This is a genomic window from Geobacillus sp. CAMR5420 (assembly GCF_000691465.1).
Classification (GTDB): Bacteria; Bacillota; Bacilli; order Bacillales; family Anoxybacillaceae; genus Geobacillus; species Geobacillus thermoleovorans.
On record NZ_JHUS01000039.1, the window covers coordinates 159244 to 177358 of the forward strand.

Here is an 18115-nt window from a genome sequence, read left to right on the forward strand (position 1 = left end):
CGACTATGTCTTTTGCACGCTCCATGAACGACAGCTGTCCGGCCAACGCGGCGCGTTTTCAACATCTCACATACATATGGTAAGAACAGGTGTTATCCGTTGTTCAATCAATCGATCGAAACATAAAGCGAACAATACGATCCATGCCTAATCGCTGTCACCTGACGTCCAATAAACAGGCTGTTTGTTCATGATTTGTCCCTTTACTCAATATCCTTTAACAAACGGCTGGCCACTTTGATAAACGTTTTGCCATCCTCAAACGAAAAATAGCGCATGCTGTTTTCATGGACAAGTTCTTCGATTTTTGCCCATGTCTCCGTATCGCTGCGATGATGGATGCGTTCGAGTTTCTCTACTTCCAACTTCAAGGCACGAACCACCCACTCCGGTTCATCCGCTAGAAATCGCAAAAACTGTTCTTCTAATTGAGCATTGTAAAACGTCTGATTGTAATACGAGTCAAAGAAATATTGAAGATGTTCGAATTCTTTTCGAATGTCCATGTTTCATCTCCACCTTTCAAGTTCTCCTTTCGACAAACGTGGCGGGTCATCCTGCCTTATTGCTTGATCAAACAAAAAACTCCCCAAACCATCCACTGGTTTAGGGAGTTTGTCGTCACGGCCGAAACGCTTTTAACCGTTTGGCCAGCTCTTTTGTGTGCGGATACATCTCTCGATAAATGGAAAACAGCTCTTTGTACCGGGCGACCGCATCCGGCCGCGGTTCGACGACGGATTCGACTTGTTTGAACGCATCCGCGCATTGCTTGAGCGAATCGAACCAACCGACGCCGCAGGCTGCGACCACCGCGGCGCCGAGCCCCGGCCCTTGTTCGCTTTTCAACTTCTCCACCGGTAGGCCGAAAATATCGGCTTGGATTTGCAACCACTCGGCGCTTTTCGCCCCGCCGCCGATCGAGACGACCGAGTCGATCGTTTTGCCGCTCGCTTTGATGATCTCCACCGACTCGTTGAGCGAGAACGTAATCCCTTCCATGACCGCGCGGGCGAAATCCCATTTCGTCTGCCGCGAGTCGATGCCGATAAACGACCCGCGAATATCGGCGTCCGCATAAGGCGTCCGCTCGCCGACCAAATACGGCGTAAACAACAACCCGTTCGCACCGATCGGCGACTCGGCAGCGCGCTGGACGATCTCGGCAAACGGCACGTCTTCCGCAAACGTCCGCTTCCACCAGTCAAAGCTGTAGCCCGCCGCCAGCGTCACGCCCATGATATAGTAAGCATTTGGCTCGGCATGGTTGAAATAATGCACTCGTCCAGCGAAGTCTTTTTCCCCGCTTTGTTCATAGGCAAGCACAACACCCGATGTGCCGATGCTTGACATCATGCGGCCTTCTGCCAAAATGCCCGCGCCAACCGCGCCGCACGCATTGTCCGCCCCACCGGCGAACACTTTCACCGATGACGGCAGCCCGGTCTGCTCGGCAATCTCCGGGCGCAGCGTCCCGACGAACGCCGTCGCTTCAACAAGCGGCGGGCAAAGCGAAAGATCGACGCCGACCGCCCGGGCGATCGCCTCGCTCCACGTTTTCGTTTTGATATCCAACAGCAACGCCCCCGCCGCATCCGATACATCCATCGCGATGTGCCCGGTCAAGCGGAAGCGGACATAATCTTTCGGCAACAAAAACACCCGCGCCCGCTCGTACAGCTCGGGTTCGTGTTGTTTCACCCAAAGGAGCTTCGGCAAGGTGAATCCTTCAAGCGCCTGGTTTTTGGCGATTGCCAGCAGCGCGTCTTGGCCGACCTTTTCTTCAATGTCCCGACACTGTGCTGTCGTTCTCGTATCATTCCACAAAATCGCATTGCGCACCACATTCCCATCGTCATCAAGCAGCACAAGCCCGTGCATCTGTCCGGAAAAACTAAGCCCCACGATCGACTCCGGAGAAACGCCTGCCGTCTCCCAGACGCGGCGCAGTGCGACGATCGTTTTTTCCACCCAATCGTCGGGGCGCTGCTCGCTATAGCCGGAATGCGGCTGGTAGAGAGGATAGGACTCGGTCCATTCCCCTCTGACTTGCCCATTGCGGTCGACAAGCAACACTTTCACCGCACTTGTTCCTAAATCGACGCCAATGACATATTCCACGCTCATCCCTCTTTCACGAACGAGATCCGCCCGGAACGCTGACTTCCAACAAATATTGGTTCAGCAGCGTTTTCAAGCGTTCGAGACGGCCGGACGTATTGCGAATCTCGCCAAGCTGCAACGCGTATTGCTCCAGCTTGTGGAAGTCCGCCGTTCCTTCGACGATCTCGCGGCCAATGCCTTCCGTATAGCTTTTGTACCGCTCTTCGATGAACTGTTCAAACACGCGGTCTTCCAGCAAGCGATGGGCGACTTTTAAACCGATCGCAAAGCTGTCCATCCCGGCGATATGAGCGTAGAACAAATCTTCCGGTTCGAATGAGCCTCTCCGCACTTTCGCGTCAAAGTTCAAGCCGCCGCGCCCAAGGCCGCCGTTTTGCAAAATTTCATACATCGCCAACGTCGTAGCGTATAAATCCGTCGGGAATTCGTCCGTATCCCAGCCAAGCAGCGTATCGCCTTGGTTCGCATCGACCGAACCGAGCATGCCGTGGATGCGGGCGACGCGCAGTTCATGTTCAAACGTATGCCCGGCCAATGTCGCATGGTTCGCTTCAATATTGAATTTGAAATGATCTTTCAGCCCGTACGTTTGCAAGAACGCCAACGCCGTCGCCACATCAAAATCGTATTGATGCTTCGTCGGCTCTTTCGGCTTCGGCTCGATCAAAAACTGGCCGTCAAAGCCGATTTCTTTCGCATAGTCGACCGCCATGTGCAAGAAGCGGGCTAAGTTGTCAAGCTCCAGTTTCATGTCCGTATTCAAGAGCGTCTCATAACCTTCCCGGCCGCCCCAAAACACGTAGTTTTCCGCTCCGAGCCGTTTGGCGATCTCGAGCCCTTTTTTCACTTTCGCCGCCGCATAGGCGAATACATCAGCATTGCACGATGTCGCCGCCCCGTGAACGAAGCGTGGATGGCTGAACAAGTTCGCCGTATTCCACAGCAGCTTCGTTTTGCTTGTTTTCATGTACTCTTCAATCATATCAACGATTTCATCCAAGTTTTTATACGTCTCGCTGAGCGTTTCCCCTTCTGGCGCAATGTCGACGTCATGGAAGCAGAAAAACGGAACGTTCAGCTTTTCAAACAGCTCAAACGCCGCCTCGACGCGCGCCTTCGCCAAATCCATCCCGCTGTATTTGTCCCACGGGCGAATCATATTGCCGACGCCAAACGGATCCGATCCATCCCCCGTGAACGTATGCCAATAGGCGACCGAAAAGCGCAAATGCTCCTCCATTGTTTTGTCGCCGACTTTTTCTTCCGGATTATAAAACTTAAACGCCAACGGATTGCGCGACTCCGGTCCTTCATATGGAATGGTGCCGATATTCGGGAAGTACGCCATTTCAAGTCCTCCTTAAATAAGCGAGAATGATTTGTTTCAGTTTTATTATAACGCTTTCATGATTGTTTGTCTATCATATAAACAAAGTATTCTATAATTCTTTGTACAAAAAATAGTCAAAATCCGCATAGTTGTTTTGCCCCGAACCGTCCCGACAATGCATGCCCACAAACGCTCCGGTAAACGCAGCCCGGCTTTTGATATAGTCATCCGACAGTTTATATGATTCAAACGTGACAGGAAGATCAATCCAATTCATTCCATCGAAAGAATAAGAGTATTTGTACGTTGTCGCTTGCACGGTTACCCGTAAATACACATACTCGATGTCATCAGGAACGACAATCTCCCGTCCCCGCAACGGTTGATCAACCACGAGATGATCGCATGACATCAATTCAAGAATCCGTCCTTTTTCCTCATGCCATGTGATTTGAAGCGTCGTCCAGTTTTGCGTATTGTAATAGTTTACTAGACCAGCCGATTGCTGAAAGGTTGTGGGGCGAAAGGACACTTTCGTCTCGGCAACAAAATGAAAGTGCTGCCATCGTCTGGCGACAAACGCCTGTGTAAACCGGGAAGTAAGCGACTCTCTTCCGTACAGCCGCAAATGTCCCGGACGAGCCTTTAAGGTAGCGATGTCTTCCCCTAAAGGAATTCGTAATGTTTGAAAATGGTGGTTTAATGTATCACCATCAAAATCATCTTTTTCATCGTAGTCTTTTTCCCACGGAACTTCCTCAACGTTCGGCCCGTCGATTTCTAACGAAGGCTCGTTTCCTCCGATCACATAAGGCCATCCATCTTTCCATTCAAGCCGCTGAATCGCCGTTTCACGTCCGAGCGGACAATAGCCACGGTGTTCGAGCAGCGGCTGCCCTTCTCTTGGCAACGGCCGACCAGTTAAATGAACAAGAAACCATTCGTCCGTATGAGTATGGACAATCGACGCATGGCCGGCCTTTTGCAGCGGATTGCGCGGGTAAAGCCAAGACGTAATCAGCGGATTATCCGGATGCACCTCATACGGACCATAGAGAGAGAGCGACCGGGCAATCGTCGCCGCATGGTTGTACCGCGTTCCCCCTTCCGCCGTCAATAAATAATAATAACCATTGATTTTATACAAATGCGGCCCTTCTGTAATTCTTAAGTCCGTTCCTTTGAAGATGATCTTCGGCTCGCCAACCAATTTTTTCTGTTCCACACTGTATTCTTGAAGCACAATCCCGTAAAACGGATGATGGCCGACCCGGTGATCCCAATACATATTCACCAAGTATTTTCTTCCGTCCTCATCGTGAAAAAGAGATGGATCAAATCCAGAGCTGTTTAAATAAATCGGGTCCGACCACTCGCCATCGATCGTGTCGCACGTCACAAGATAGTTATGACCATCCTTCCACTGGCCTTCGACAACTTTCACATCGGTATAAATGAGCCAAAACTTCCCGTCGCTGTACGACAAATGCGGCGCCCAAACGCCCCCGGAATCCGGGTTTCCGATCATATTCAATTGGCTTAACCGATTCAATGGCCGCGCCACCAAACGCCAATTCTTTAAATCTTTCGAATGATAAATTCTCACCCCCGGGAACCATTCGAACGTTGAAACGGCAATGTAATAGTCATCTCCCACCCGGCAAATGGATGGATCGGGATGGAAGCCGGTTAAGATAGGGTTTTTGATTTTCAACATTTTCTCTCCCCTCTCTTTTCCTGCCATTTCTGCTTTCAATGAGAGAACCTGGTACCGCTTTCCGTTTGTGAAAATCATTTGGCTGGGAGCAATCATTTTCAGCCTAAACGAAGAATCGACGTTTTGGCGAATCCTGCTGTTCAGCGAACTAGCGCTGTGTTCCGCAGCCTTCTAGGAGACCGATGATTTAAAGGAAAACACGTCTGTCCAGCATGGTTTCCGAAATGGAAAAACCTTGTCACACCATCCGTTTATTCCTTTTGATTTCCAACAAGTTGAGTAAATCTGTTGTTTTTCATCGCCCTTCTCGCCGAAACATTGACTGATTAGATTTATTCCCCCTTCACTCCTCCCAGTGTCAATCCTTTAATAAAGTATTTTTGCAAAAACGGATAGACAAGGATGATCGGAACACTGGCGATAATGGTCATTGTGGCCCGAATGGATGATGGAGTGACAGTGTTGGCATCCGCATGAGCATTCGCAAATGCATCAGCCGCTGTTTTTCCAGACATCGTTGCATTCGTGTTTTGCAAAATCTTCATTAATTCATATTGCAAGGTGCTTAAATTGGGGTTGGAAGAATTATAGAGAAAAACATCGAACCAAGAGTTCCATTGATACACGGCCACAAACAAGGAAACTGTGGCCAGCACAGGCAAGGAAAGGGGCAATACAATCTGAAGAAATATCCGAAATTCCCCTGCTCCGTCAATCCGTGCCGATTCGATCAGGCTGTTCGGCAAGCCTTCAATAAATGAACGGATCACAATCAAATTAAAGACCCCAATAATGCCTGGAATAATATATACCCAAAACGTCCCGATCAGATGGAGATCCCTCATCAGCAAATAGGTAGGAATTAACCCCCCATTAAAATACATGGTCAAGATAAAAGCAATCGTGACAAACTTACGAAAAACAAATTCCGGCCGGCTGATGACATAAGCCACCATCGCTGTACAGAAAACAGAGATGGCGGTGCCTAAAACGGTCCTTAAAACCGAAATGAGCAACGCATTAAGTAGCGTATTTTCCTTTAACACATATTTGTAGTTATAAAGTGTAAACTCCCGAGGCCAAAGATAAATCCCCCCTCGAATCGCGTCATTGGCATCGTTTAAAGAAATGGCCAATGTATTCAACATCGGATAAAGCATAACGACACAAAGAACGAGCATTAAACTATAGTTGCAAACATCAAAAACCATATCTCCCCATGACGCATAACGCATCCTCCACCTTTTCACTATCTGCTTCAATCTCCTTTCCCCCTAACAAAATCATCTTCTTAAAACAATCTAGCCTGTCCCAAACGTTTAGCAATATAATTTGCGCTAAACAGAAAGATAAAACTGACAACGGTTTTAAAAATCCCAGCAGCAGTAGCCAAAGCAAAATTCCCCATAGCGATACCATACTTCAGCACAAAAATGTCGATATTTTCTGAATAATCGAGGTTCATCGGATTCCCTAACAAATATTGGGGTTCAAACCCGGTCTCCAAAATATTCCCTAAATTCATAATCAACAAAATGACAATCGTAGGCTTTAAAGAAGGAAGTGTAATATAAAAAATGCGTTGCAAGCGAGAAGCTCCGTCGATTTCCGCCGCCTCATACTGTTCTGGATCAATCATGGCGATCGCCGCTAAATAAATAATGGTGTTCCACCCTAGGTTTTTCCACACTTCTGAGGCGCCAATGATTCCCCAGAAATACTCTCCAACCCCTAGCCATAAAATCGGTTCGTCAATAACATGCAATTTTTGCAAAACAATGTTGACAATGCCATTTTCTAATGACAAAGCGTAGGAAATGATGCTCGCCGCAACGACCCACGATAAAAAGTGCGGCATATAGCTAATCGTTTGAACAATTCGCTTAAATTTTCCATTGCGCAACTCATTTAATAAAATCGCTAACGTAATAGCCGTCACAAATCCGAGAACGAGGTTGATGATGCTCATCGCTAACGTATTCCGCAACACTCGAAAAAAGGCCTCATCTTGAAAAAGAAAAAGAAAGTGCTTCCATCCGACCCATTCTTGTTCACTGAACGGCAAGCCGGGGCGATAATCTTGGAAAGCGATGGTCCACCCCCACAGCGGCAAATATTTAAAAATAAATAACCAAATCAAAAACGGAAAGCTCATCAAAATCAATGTTTTTTGCTGCACTATTTTTTTCCAGATGTTTTTCCGTTTAGATAAGTGGGATTCCACTGCAGCGGGGGCCGGTGTGATAGTTTTTATATGCTTTTCAATCTCCACTTTTCCTTCCTCCCTCTAGAAATGTTGATGTATCAAGGCTTTGCGGCCTCTCAGGGGTGTCCAAAAAATATTTTTCGACAAAATCCCTTACATCCTCCTTTTTCAGAAAAGAAGGGCACGGCCAACTATATATTCACAGCCGACCGGCCCAGACTGATCCGTTTTTCTCTCATTTCTGGCTCTGTTCAACTTTCATTTTTACATATTTTGTGATTTCATCTTCAAATGCTTTAATATCTAATTTATTGTATTCCTTCACATATTCTTTCCAGTTTTTCTCGAACTTGCTTGGCGGATCAAGCACCAATTTTGGGAAATACTTTCTCTGTAAATCTTGTTTCTTTTGCTGATAAATTTGAGCCGGAGAACCTTGTTTGATGGGCGCACTCCACGCCGGATACCAAGGCCGCTCATCCGGTTTGGCAAATAAATCAGAAAATACTTTTGCCCCATAGGCCGCTAAGATTTTCTTATCCCCTTCTGTATAGCTAGCTTGGGCAACTTCCGGCTGCCGGCGCGGCTCCCACGCATTTCCATCCGAGAACACCCCGTTGCCGCGCGGCCAATACCACTCAAAATACGAGAAGCCAAACTGTTCACGGAACTGTTCATCGGACGTCTTCTTGATTTGTTCTGGTGTTCGATAGAAACGCCCTTTCTCATCCACTTCATACGTTTCCCCTTTGATTCCCCATGTCATCAGCTTCTGATTTTCTTCTTTCGCCATATTATCGAAATATTTGATGATGCGAACAGGATCTTTGGCGCTGACTGTAATCCCGATACCGCGATTCGATGCGAAAGACGGCGGATCAATATATTGATCCTTGATATTTTTGTCAAAAACGATTGGCAACGGCATGTAACGCAAGTCATCATTTCCTGCCTGCAGCAATGAGTTCAGTGCTTGGTTGACTTGCCATCCGTAATCAAAAAATCCTAACACACGGCCAGAGGCAATTTTTGCCAAATATTCATCATAATTTGAAACAAACGCTTCCTTATCGAACAACCCAGCCGCATTGATCTCATTGAGCTTTTTCAGCCACCGTTTCGTATATTCCCCATTTCCATATACCTTAGCCTCATGCGTTTTCATGTCGACAATAACTTCACCGTCATTCGGATATCCAGCCAAATGAGCAGGAGGGTTAGAAATGACGAAAAACCGCCAGTCATAAGTTAAAGCAGTAAAGCCAATCGTTGGTTTCCCATCTGTTTCCGGATGCTTCTCCTTATACTTGGCAATCAAGTCAAAGTATTCGTCCAATGTTTTAATCTTCGGATAGCCAAATTCTTTAAGCACCCGGCGTTGAATCCAAAACGCTCCTTGATCAATGTCAGGATTCGGAATATATCCGTGATTAACTCCAAACGGCAGGAAATAAATCTTGCCGTCTTCAGCCTTTAATTGTTCCAAATAAGGACCATATAATTTCTTTAAGTTAGGAGCGTACTTATCAATCAGATCGTTCAAAGGAATAAATGCCTTAGCATCGAGAACCTTGTCGATTGCAATATCCGGAACCAATACGTCAGGATATTGCCCGCTGGCAATCATAGTACCAATTTTCGTGTTAATATCCCCCACCAAAAATTCCATTTTGACGTTAACCCCAGTTTGCTCTTCAAATATTTTCCCGATTTTAGTTTGATTGGCTTCGATGTTCTTCTTTGATGTTCCAGCGTTAAAATACGTGAAAGTAAATGGCTTCTTATCATCAGCTGATGAGGGATTTCCCTTATTGTCCACACTTGCGCTTTCTTTACAGCCCACTAATGCTACGATCATCATTAGGCAAAGAAAGACGATTCCCCACGTTTTTTTTCGCGCTGTTTTCACTCCTCTCCCCCCTTTAATCATCAGTTGTCCATTGCCCATTATCTCGCCCCCTTTCTTGTAATCGCTTCCATTGTAACATCGCTTTTCTTTTTTCTTAACCTAACAAACTTAAGGCGATATTTAAAAAAGTTAAGATATGGAACGATGGCAGTTGTAATCAACAAGTTCCGATCTCCCCTGTTCCATCGTTGTCACCTAGCAGCTGTGGTGGTGACAAGAAGGGCAACCAATGAATTCCTGGCAAATCTAAACGCTGCCATACTTCCCTGAAAAGGCTGGTGAACAATAGCAAGCCCCTCACTCACGTCGTATGATATGAGACGAGCAGCCGATGCCAAAACGGCGAAGCAACTTGCTCCTTCATCACCGTCTTTCTAAAGATCCATCCTCTGGGCCTTGAACCCTCAGGGGCAGTTCGTTGCCAAAGATGGCAAAGAGCCGCTTTCGAACGAGCATGACAGATGGACACGGTTCTTTAACAGGATAAATTTTCTAGTGTCCCTCATATGAACAAAAAGGTGCCCCGTTTTGTTTTCGAGACACCTACTTCACATAGTTGCTTGACGAAGCCTGATCGATCGGGAGAGAGAAAAAAACAACGAATCCGCGGTCATTGTACATTTGGAACGTAAAATGCTCACCGTAATACATTTTAAGGCGATAGTAGACGTTTCTAACACCTACGTGCTCAGTAATCCCCTCCTCTTCATTGAGAGAACGCCAGAGTTGCAGCAATTGCTGCTCATTCATGCCCGGGCCGTTATCGCGAATCGTAAACGTCAACCACGGTCCTTCTGCACGCACTTGTATATCAATGTTTCCTTTTCCTGCTTTGGACTCCACCCCATGTTTACATGCATTTTCAACAAACGGGAGGATGATCATATTCGGAATCGTATGTTCTAAGACAGACTCATCGATATCGATCCTATACTGAAGCTTATCCCCAAATCGATAGCGCTGGATGGAAAGCAGCCGGGAAACAATATCCATTTCCTCCCGCACTTTGACCCAGTCACTTCCCCATGAAATGGATTTCCGCAAAATTCTTGCCATATGTTCGATCATTTCAGCAGTTTCATCTTCATGTTTCATGAGGCTTCTCATTCGAATCGTTTCGAGCACATTGAAAAGGAAGTGAGGATTCATTTGACTTTGCAAGGCATTTAATTGAGCCTGCTTTTTTTGCAGTTCCATTTCTTTCTTTTGGATGTTAGCCATATAAACATCTTGAATGAGCCGCTTGATCGTTAATGACATACGGTTAAACGCCTTAGCCAATTGCCCGATTTCATCATCATAAAGTTCCGAATGGATCGTTTCAAATTTCCCCCTCTCCACCTTTTTCATGTAACTCAAAATATTGACGATTCTTGCGTGCAATGGTTTAGAGACAAGAAAAAGAATGATGGTAGGAACAACGAAATTCACAAAAGCGATCGAAAAGATAAAAGCCATGAAATAACGAGTGTTGTTCACCAGTTTTTCCTCGGAAACGACGCCAACAATGCTCCAGCCATGGAGGTAATGAGCCGTCTTATAACGGTGGGATATAACTATGCGTCCCTTCTCGGTCCGGGCAGGTGGCTTCCCCTTATTATGAACGTTGTTTTGCACACGAGTCGAATATTGAATGTTTCCTTGACGATCAACAACATAAATCTCTCCAGGAAACGCCCTAGTGCGAAGCAGATGATCGATAGCCATCGGTTCTAATTCAATTCGAACCATCCTGTTTGTCTTATTATAAAAGGAGAAATAATCCAACTTTCGGACAATACTAAGCGAACGTCCCGTGCGGACTAGGACAGGAAATGAACGTATGTCCCTGTACCAATCAGCTTGTTGGAGCTGAGGAGTAATGGGCTGAACGGAACCGGAAAAGATAACAGTCGAATTGTCGGTAAAAAAAACGATGGAATGAATAAAAGGATGCATATAACGATACTTGTTAAATTCGGGAAATACATCATGATAATGCTGGACGTATTCCGCATCCGAAGTATACTGGCGATCGAGCATTTCGTTAATTCGGCTGTCCGTATATAACAGAGAGGAAATGCCAACAACTTGATCGATGCCTTGCTCAAAATCTTTTGCCAATTGTTCTATTACTAATGAGGCATCGTGCAATTTCTGTGTTCTTACTTGATTCGTCACCACATAATAAAACAATCCGTTCGTGACGGTAGTGGGAATCAACACAGCAAACAAATAGAGAAAAGTCAATTTATTTTTCAACCCCATATGATGGAATGACTCAAGCCATTTTCTATAATATGGAACGCGTTGACTTCTTTCGGTATTCCGAAGGTGTAAGCCCTTCCATTTTTTCAAATTGTGTAACAAAGTAATCCACGCTCCCAAAACCTACTTTCTCCGCCACTTCATAGATGCGTAAATTCGTCGTCCGCAGAAGCTTCTTTGCCTCACCAATGCGCAGCTGCAACAAAAACTCTTTAAAATAGAGACCATATGTTTTTTTGAACAGTTGGCCTAAATAAACGGGGTTCATATAAAATTGTTTAGCGATGCTTTTTAGGCTGAGGTTTTCAGCATAATGCTCCTCAATATATCTCTTTATTTTATGAATTTCACATAGTGAAGGCGGCTTCCTTTGTTCTTCCACTACCCAGCAACATTCCACCGCAAAATCCATCATCCTTTTCTTCAATTCTTCCAAACGGAAAGGATAGTCTTGACATTCTAGCACTCGGGGCAAAGTCGTCAGTTGTTCCTCACACGCTCCTGCTCGTTTGACGAGCTGAAGCGCTTTCTGTACGAAATAAAGAACAAACGTCTGCACAGCCTCAGCAGACAAGCGACGGGCGCGAAACTGGGCGAACAGATCTTTCATGGCGGTCATCAGCTGCTCCAGCCGCGCCTCTTCTATATACTCCACCAATGTTTGGCATTGTCCATCATCAACGCTGGGATAAGAAAGCGTGATTTCTTTTACCTGTTCATAAAAAACGATTCTCTCGTCGTTGACGTATTTATAACGCAACGCTTCACCTGCTTCCCGAATCCGTTCTTGAAGACAATCAGCAGGCGACGAAAAAGCGCTAACATAAATCGTCACATCAAGAGGAACGTTCACGAGTTGCTCAGAGAACCGGTATAGATTATGACGTATCTCCTCTTCGCCCTCCCCAATAAATAACAGCCCATATCGCTGCCTTCCGTGCTCATAGATTGGGAAATGAATCGGCTGTTTGACAACGCGATGATAAATCTCCTTAATTTTAGTTTTGTAGGCGGCATCGGCAGCTAGATGAACCATATCGGCCTTGCCGTTGATCTCGATGATCGCATAACCCGAAAGTATAGATGAAGAGACTCCCCAATCTCCCATTTCCCTGAGACTTGTCCCCTTTTTTCCTGTAACCCATTCATAAAACAAAAACTCAGCTTGCTGCTTCTTTCTCGTTTCCTTCTCCTGATTCAATACTTCCGCCATTCTTGATAACGACTGTTCAAACTCTCTTTTATCAATCGGTTTTAATAAAAAGTCGCAAACCCCATATTTAATCGATTGTTGCGCGTAGAAAAAGTCATTGTATCCGCTGACTACAATAAACTTCGTTCCTGTTTGTCCGCTTCGGGATACCCTCTGAATCAATTCAAGCCCATCAATTCCTGGCATCCGAATATCTGTCACGATAAGGTCGGGACGCAACCTGGCTGCCTCACGGAGCGCCTGCTCTCCATTATCCGCCTCCCCACAAATTCGATATCCGCATCCTTCCCAATCAATCAACGTTTTCATGCCTTCCCGCACAAACATTTCATCATCGACTAACATGACTTTATGCATCCCGATCCCCCTTTTTTCTCCCAAACGATAGTCCTTGCTTTTTTAGAAACATGTCTGTTCCTTCAAGCAGCTGGGTGTTATTTCATTTCCCCCAATCAAAGTCAATCGCCTTCAAAAACGCTCTTGCTAGAATCATATGTCCGGCCACAGACGGATGAACGCGATCCCAAGCCAATGCCGCCGGATAAAGAGTTTTTAATACCTCGTGAAACGCAGCCTGGGTATCAACGAATATACTGTTTGTTTCTTCGGCAATTTGTTTGACAACGAGACCATACTCGTCCATGGTCCGACGCATCGGATCGTGTTCATTCCCTTCGATATAAAACGGAGTCATAAGGATGATTCCTGTAACGTGCGGCTTTGTCCCCATCACAAGGCTGCGGAGCGTTTCTTCGTACTCATCCACGTACACATGCTTTTCTTTAATGAATGGCAAATCGTACTGCCGCCAAACATCGTTAATCCCAATCATGATTGATACCCAGTCCGGCTTTTGAGCAATCACATCCTCCTGCCATCTTGCTTTCAAATCCCGAACCGTATTGCCGCTGATTCCTTTATTGACAACCCGAATCCCAAGTTCCGGATAAACGGCTTGCAAAAGACCGTCGACATAAGATACATATCCTGTGCCTAACGCGCCGAATAATCCTTCCCCCTCTGGCTTGGCGCGATCGCAGTCCGTTATCGAGTCGCCAATAAACAACAGCTTCTGCCCTTTGCCAAGTATCATTTTTCTTTCCTCCTTCAACGATTACAAGAAATGAAAAAGCGGTTTTTCCGAGATAAAATACACAGGAATGGCCGGAAACATGGCTCTTAGCTTCTCAGCCAAGTATCTCATACCGGGTTCCTCACTTTCTGCATGCCCTAACACTACCAATACGTTTTGCCTCCCTTGCTGTACGGCGTCTCGAACGTATTCCGGCGTTTCCCATTCAGGTCCTTCACCATAAATGATTGCATCAAGCTTCTCTTTTTCAAACAACGGAATCGCCAAAGATCCGTGGCCACGATATCCGGTCAGCAGTGCGACACGTGTACATAAGGCCGAGATGTCCCCCGCAACCCTTATGAATGAAATGCCTAGTCTTTCCTTTATTTTACTGACCATCTCCGTAGCCGACATCCTAGGGATTGTCAAAATTGCAGCGGTCGGTTCGTATTTAGAAACATACGACTCCCACCCCAAAGCCCGGACTAAACCATCCACAATCCCGTCAGGCTGGTAGCGATGCCAGTAGTCGTGAAAACGATAAATGGCAATGCCTGACTCACGGACTAGGCGAACTTTTTCTTGATACACCGGGTCGTTTTTTACCGTTTCATCATGGTCAACGTGACTATAAAACAACCCTTCATGAGTAATGAGAAGATTGGCTCCCATTCGGACAGCTTGCTCAATGACGCGATACGTAGGCATGAAACTGACGGCGATCCCTCTCACCTCCGTGCCCGGATCCCCATATTTAAGCGTATCTACTGTAGAGGAAAGGCGCTCTGCACCGGCTGTCAATCGTTCTATCACCGTTTGAACCGTAACAGTCATCGCTCTATTCCTTTCTGAAATTTGAATTCCTTCAATCGCTTGGGTTCGCTAAGTATGTTTACCCTATAAACTAATTTTATAAAGAATTTTTCAAACTTTCAAGCGTCTTTCTGCTACAGGAGGAACATCAATCCTTATTCCTGTCAGAATCTAGGCTTCCACACCATCGACGTCATGGTTCATATTCCTCTTCCTTCAAAGGTTGATGGTTGAATAAGCGAGCCCCACCGTCTTGATTTCTTTCTGAAAAACCTTCCTAGTAGGTCCTGCTCTTCCTCCCTGGCGTGAAGCGGTGAATCAACAGAGCGGATTTACCCAGACATGAAAATGACCGCTTCCGTTTTTCTAATAATAAAAAAACTTAGTATATTTAATTGATAAACCAAGTTGGTGTTGTTAAAATAAAATCAGGTCAACCTCTCGACAACTATCGGTCTTCTCGCGCAATCCGGCATCTGTCTCGCTAAGTTGACTACTAACAAAGAAAGGGAGTGGTAAGCGCTTTCTGTTGTTCATGTCATTTTGCGATGAATAATCACTAATAGTAAGGAGGAGACCCAATCGTGTGGAAACAATCACGGAAAGCGATGATCGTTGGATTCTCGTTTATGCTGCTGCTTCCTTTAGGGATGACGAATGCATTGGCAAAAACGGAACCATCGTACGCTAAAAAGCCGCGAATCAGCGCATTGCACGCCCCGCAACTCGACCAGCGCTACAAACATTCATTCACTATTGGGGCAGCTGTTGAACCTTATCAGCTGCAAAACGAAAAAGACGTCCAAATGCTGAAACGCCATTTTAACAGCATTGTCGCCGAGAACGTTATGAAACCGATCAACATCCAACCCGAAGAAGGAAAATTCAATTTTGCTGAGGCGGATCAAATCGTTCGATTTGCTAAAAAACATCATATGGATATCCGCTTCCATACCCTCGTTTGGCATAGCCAAGTACCGCAATGGTTCTTTCTTGACAAGGAAGGCAAGCCGATGGTCAATGAAACCGATCCTGCAAAGCGTGAACAAAATAAACAGCTGTTACTGAAACGGCTCGAAACCCATATTAAAACGATTGTCGAGCGGTATAAAGATGACATCAAATATTGGGACGTCGTGAACGAGGTAGTCGGGGATGATGGAAAGTTGCGCAATTCCCCGTGGTATCAAATCGCCGGCATCGATTATATCAAGGTAGCATTCCAAACGGCGAGAACATATGGCGGCAACAAGATTAAACTGTACATCAACGATTACAATACCGAAGTGGAACCGAAGCGAAGCGCTCTTTATAACTTAGTGAAACAATTAAAAGAAGAAGGCGTTCCCATTGACGGGATTGGCCACCAGTCCCACATCCAAATTGGCTGGCCTTCTGAAGAAGAAATCGAAAAAACGATCAACATGTTTGCCGATCTAGGGTTAGACAATCAAATTACGGAGCTGGATGTGAGCATGTACGGCTGGCCGCCGCGCGCCTACCCGTCGTATGACGCCATTCCAAAACAAAAGTTTTTGGATCAGGCAGCGCGCTATGATCGTTTGTTCAAACTGTATGAAAAGTTGAGCGATAAAATTAGCAACGTCACCTTCTGGGGCATCGCCGACAATCATACGTGGCTCGACAGCCGTGCGGATGTGTACTATGACGCCAACGGGAATGTTGTGGTTGACCCGAACGCTCCGTACGCAAAAGTGGAAAAAGGGAAAGGAAAAGATGCGCCGTTCGTTTTTGGACCGGATTACAAAGTCAAACCCGCATATTGGGCTATTATCGACCACAAATAGACAGCCAAAAGCACATAGGTGTCTCCAGCAAAGAAGAGGATGTCTCAACAACAACGAGGCATCCTCCATAGCCATCAAGTGAAGCCTTGGAGCTACTCGCTCCAAGGCTTCACTTTTCATCTTTGGAGGCTGTGACCGTGAGAATATATAAAGATAGGCATGCCAAATACACCTTCCCTAATAGAAGGTTTTTTTCATGGTATGAGGCGGGAATTTCTTACGACACCGGCATGATGACCAAACTCTCGATAATGTCTAAAGCGCTCTTTTTTGTATAACGCCTTGATTTTTTTCCGTGTTGAGCGATGATGTCACACAGTTTTAAAAGGAGTTGGACAACTAACGCCTCAGAACACCATAAGGCTTGAAAGAAATCCATACCGAACTCCTTGATCATACTCATCGCCTTATATTCGCTCAATTCCTTTTTCTGTTTTCGATAGAGCCATTCCCGCATTTTAAACATGACAGTGGAGCTGATCAATAAGGCAATCAACGTTCCATACAGGTGGCACTGAAAGCGAGCCCCTTTCATCGGTTTGAATCGATGAATGTGAAACAGGGATTTCCATGTCTTAAATACCACTTCAATTTGCCAGCGAAGAGAATACAGCGTATGAATTTCGTGCAAAGAGGTATAAATCGCTGGAATATTGGTGATATATACATATATTGAGTGGGGGCGTCGCGTCACGTACGCGGCCCCTTTTCGTTTTCGCCTTCTGTTTCCATTGTCCTTCCTTCTGTCGCTCCTGTTCTTCGGTCAGCCGATACACAATGAGCCGCGGTTGATGAACTTTCTTTCCACTGACATACGCATGTTCCAGTTCCATGGTTTCTCCGGGTTGTAACACCGCAAGGAAATCCTCTGGTTCCCATTTTCGAAATCGGTCTCCTTCTTTTTGGTAAATCCCTACATTGTGTTTGAGCCGGGAAATATAAAAGGCTCCGGCGTCATGAATGGCTTGCAATCCCTCAAGCGAAAAATAGCCTAAGTCTTTCAAACAAAGGTCTCCCTCTTGGATGGTCGATAGAAGGGACGCTCCGTAGGCGGCGTCGTGATGACGGGCATCTTCGACATCCGCATGGAGAAACTTCCCTTCTAGCCATTCATATTCTAGCTGAATTTTCACCCCAGGCCCCGTACATCCCTCGTAAATCCCCCGGATTTCAGGAGGCAGTTGAAACGACGTGGAATCGAGAATGCGAATCCGGCGAAACAGCGAATGTCTTTGACATAAGTGACGGGCTTCCTGAGTCTGATGAATGAGCAGTTTTTCAAACACCGCTTTGAGGAAACTCACCGCTTTTTCATTAAACCGTTGATTGAGCCCTTCCGCACTCAGAAAGGTGTTTTGCTTGAGAGCTAGAGCACTGCAAAGCTGCACCAATGATTTTTGACCGCCTCCTTCCTGGAGAAATGTGCAAAGTGCCACAAAATCATGGGCGCGTAATTTCCCCTTTCGTTGAATAAATTGATGATCTCGGGCCATATGTTCAAGTTCTTCGCACGATAACACGCTTCTTAATCCGTCTAAAAAACAATGCCATTCTTCTCGGAGAGATAAGGACGTCTTCAAAAAAACCACCCTTTCTAAGACATTATGAGGTCTTCAAAAGGATGGTCAAATCAGGCATATATTTATTCCTGTTTTCTTAACTTGATGGCTATG

12 protein-coding genes and 1 pseudogene are annotated in these 18115 nt (G+C 45.9%); 1 reads left to right on the forward strand and 12 read right to left on the reverse strand.

The genetic code is table 11. The annotated features are described in order from the left end of the window. Positions 1-203: 203 nt before the first annotated feature. The 11 genes from DI44_RS07380 to DI44_RS07330 form a co-directional block, all read right to left on the reverse strand. Complete coding sequence (locus tag DI44_RS07380) at positions 204-506, reverse strand: hypothetical protein (RefSeq protein WP_033025484.1); 303 nt, start codon at positions 504-506, stop codon at positions 204-206. Positions 507-621: 115 nt separating this feature from the next. Next, positions 622-2121 (reverse strand): xylulokinase, encoded by a 1500-nt coding sequence (gene xylB, locus DI44_RS07375; RefSeq protein WP_033025486.1) that lies wholly within the window; start codon positions 2119-2121, stop codon positions 622-624. Between the two features lie 13 nt (positions 2122-2134). Then, on the reverse strand, positions 2135-3472 hold the full coding sequence (gene xylA / locus DI44_RS07370; RefSeq protein WP_033025489.1) for a xylose isomerase: 1338 nt from the start codon (positions 3470-3472) through the stop codon (positions 2135-2137). A 91-nt stretch (positions 3473-3563) separates the two neighbouring features. Beyond that, positions 3564-5171 carry a glycoside hydrolase family 43 protein gene (locus tag DI44_RS07365; protein WP_033025491.1) on the reverse strand — a complete coding sequence of 536 codons (1608 nt, stop codon included), beginning with the start codon at positions 5169-5171 and terminating at the stop codon, positions 3564-3566. A gap of 332 nt (positions 5172-5503) precedes the next feature. Further along, entirely contained in the window at positions 5504-6406 is a 903-nt protein-coding gene (locus DI44_RS07360) for a carbohydrate ABC transporter permease (RefSeq protein ID WP_033025508.1), read from the reverse strand. Positions 6407-6462: 56 nt separating this feature from the next. After that, a complete protein-coding gene (locus DI44_RS07355) occupies positions 6463-7416 on the reverse strand; it encodes a sugar ABC transporter permease (protein ID WP_241766383.1) in 954 nt (317 codons plus the stop codon). Positions 7417-7612: 196 nt separating this feature from the next. Beyond that, positions 7613-9325, reverse strand: a complete 1713-nt coding sequence (locus DI44_RS07350) for an ABC transporter substrate-binding protein (protein ID WP_128723152.1) — start codon at positions 9323-9325, stop codon at positions 7613-7615. A gap of 504 nt (positions 9326-9829) precedes the next feature. Further along, positions 9830-11653, reverse strand: coding sequence for a sensor histidine kinase (locus tag DI44_RS07345; protein WP_241766379.1), 1824 nt, complete (start codon positions 11651-11653; stop codon positions 9830-9832). Then, entirely contained in the window at positions 11559-13103 is a 1545-nt protein-coding gene (locus tag DI44_RS07340) for a response regulator transcription factor (RefSeq protein WP_033025494.1), read from the reverse strand. The genes DI44_RS07345 and DI44_RS07340 overlap by 95 nt, the downstream gene beginning before the upstream one ends. Positions 13104-13185: 82 nt before the next feature. Continuing rightward, positions 13186-13839 carry an SGNH/GDSL hydrolase family protein gene (locus DI44_RS07335; protein ID WP_033025495.1) on the reverse strand — a complete coding sequence of 218 codons (654 nt, stop codon included), beginning with the start codon at positions 13837-13839 and terminating at the stop codon, positions 13186-13188. Positions 13840-13860: 21 nt separating this feature from the next. Then, the gene (locus DI44_RS07330) at positions 13861-14655 is read right to left on the reverse strand and encodes a Nif3-like dinuclear metal center hexameric protein (RefSeq protein ID WP_033025498.1); all 795 of its coding nucleotides are present in this window, start codon (positions 14653-14655) and stop codon (positions 13861-13863) included. 563 nt (positions 14656-15218) lie between these two features. Between DI44_RS07330 and DI44_RS07325 the strand changes: the two genes are divergently transcribed. Further along, positions 15219-16442, forward strand: coding sequence for an endo-1,4-beta-xylanase (locus DI44_RS07325; protein WP_033025499.1), 1224 nt, complete (start codon positions 15219-15221; stop codon positions 16440-16442). Positions 16443-16659: 217 nt separating this feature from the next. On the opposite strand, the pseudogene DI44_RS0117130 reads toward DI44_RS07325, so the two are convergent. Then, positions 16660-18022, reverse strand: a pseudogene (locus tag DI44_RS0117130) (IS4 family transposase). Positions 18023-18115 lie beyond the last annotated feature (93 nt).

Excerpts from the sequence above, each read along its gene's own strand:
- DI44_RS07380 (WP_033025484.1), bottom strand. The coding sequence starts at position 506 with ATGGACATTCGAAAAGAATTCGAACATCTTCAATATTTCTTTGACTCG.
- xylA (WP_033025489.1), bottom strand. The coding sequence starts at position 3,472 with ATGGCGTACTTCCCGAATATCGGCACCATTCCATATGAAGGACCGGAG.
- DI44_RS07365 (WP_033025491.1), bottom strand. The coding sequence starts at position 5,171 with ATGTTGAAAATCAAAAACCCTATCTTAACCGGCTTCCATCCCGATCCA.
- DI44_RS07360 (WP_033025508.1), bottom strand. The coding sequence starts at position 6,406 with ATGCGTTATGCGTCATGGGGAGATATGGTTTTTGATGTTTGCAACTAT.
- DI44_RS07350 (WP_128723152.1), bottom strand. The coding sequence starts at position 9,325 with ATGGGCAATGGACAACTGATGATTAAAGGGGGGAGAGGAGTGAAAACA.
- DI44_RS07340 (WP_033025494.1), bottom strand. The coding sequence starts at position 13,103 with ATGCATAAAGTCATGTTAGTCGATGATGAAATGTTTGTGCGGGAAGGC.
- DI44_RS07335 (WP_033025495.1), bottom strand. The coding sequence starts at position 13,839 with ATGATACTTGGCAAAGGGCAGAAGCTGTTGTTTATTGGCGACTCGATA.
- DI44_RS07330 (WP_033025498.1), bottom strand. The coding sequence starts at position 14,655 with ATGACTGTTACGGTTCAAACGGTGATAGAACGATTGACAGCCGGTGCA.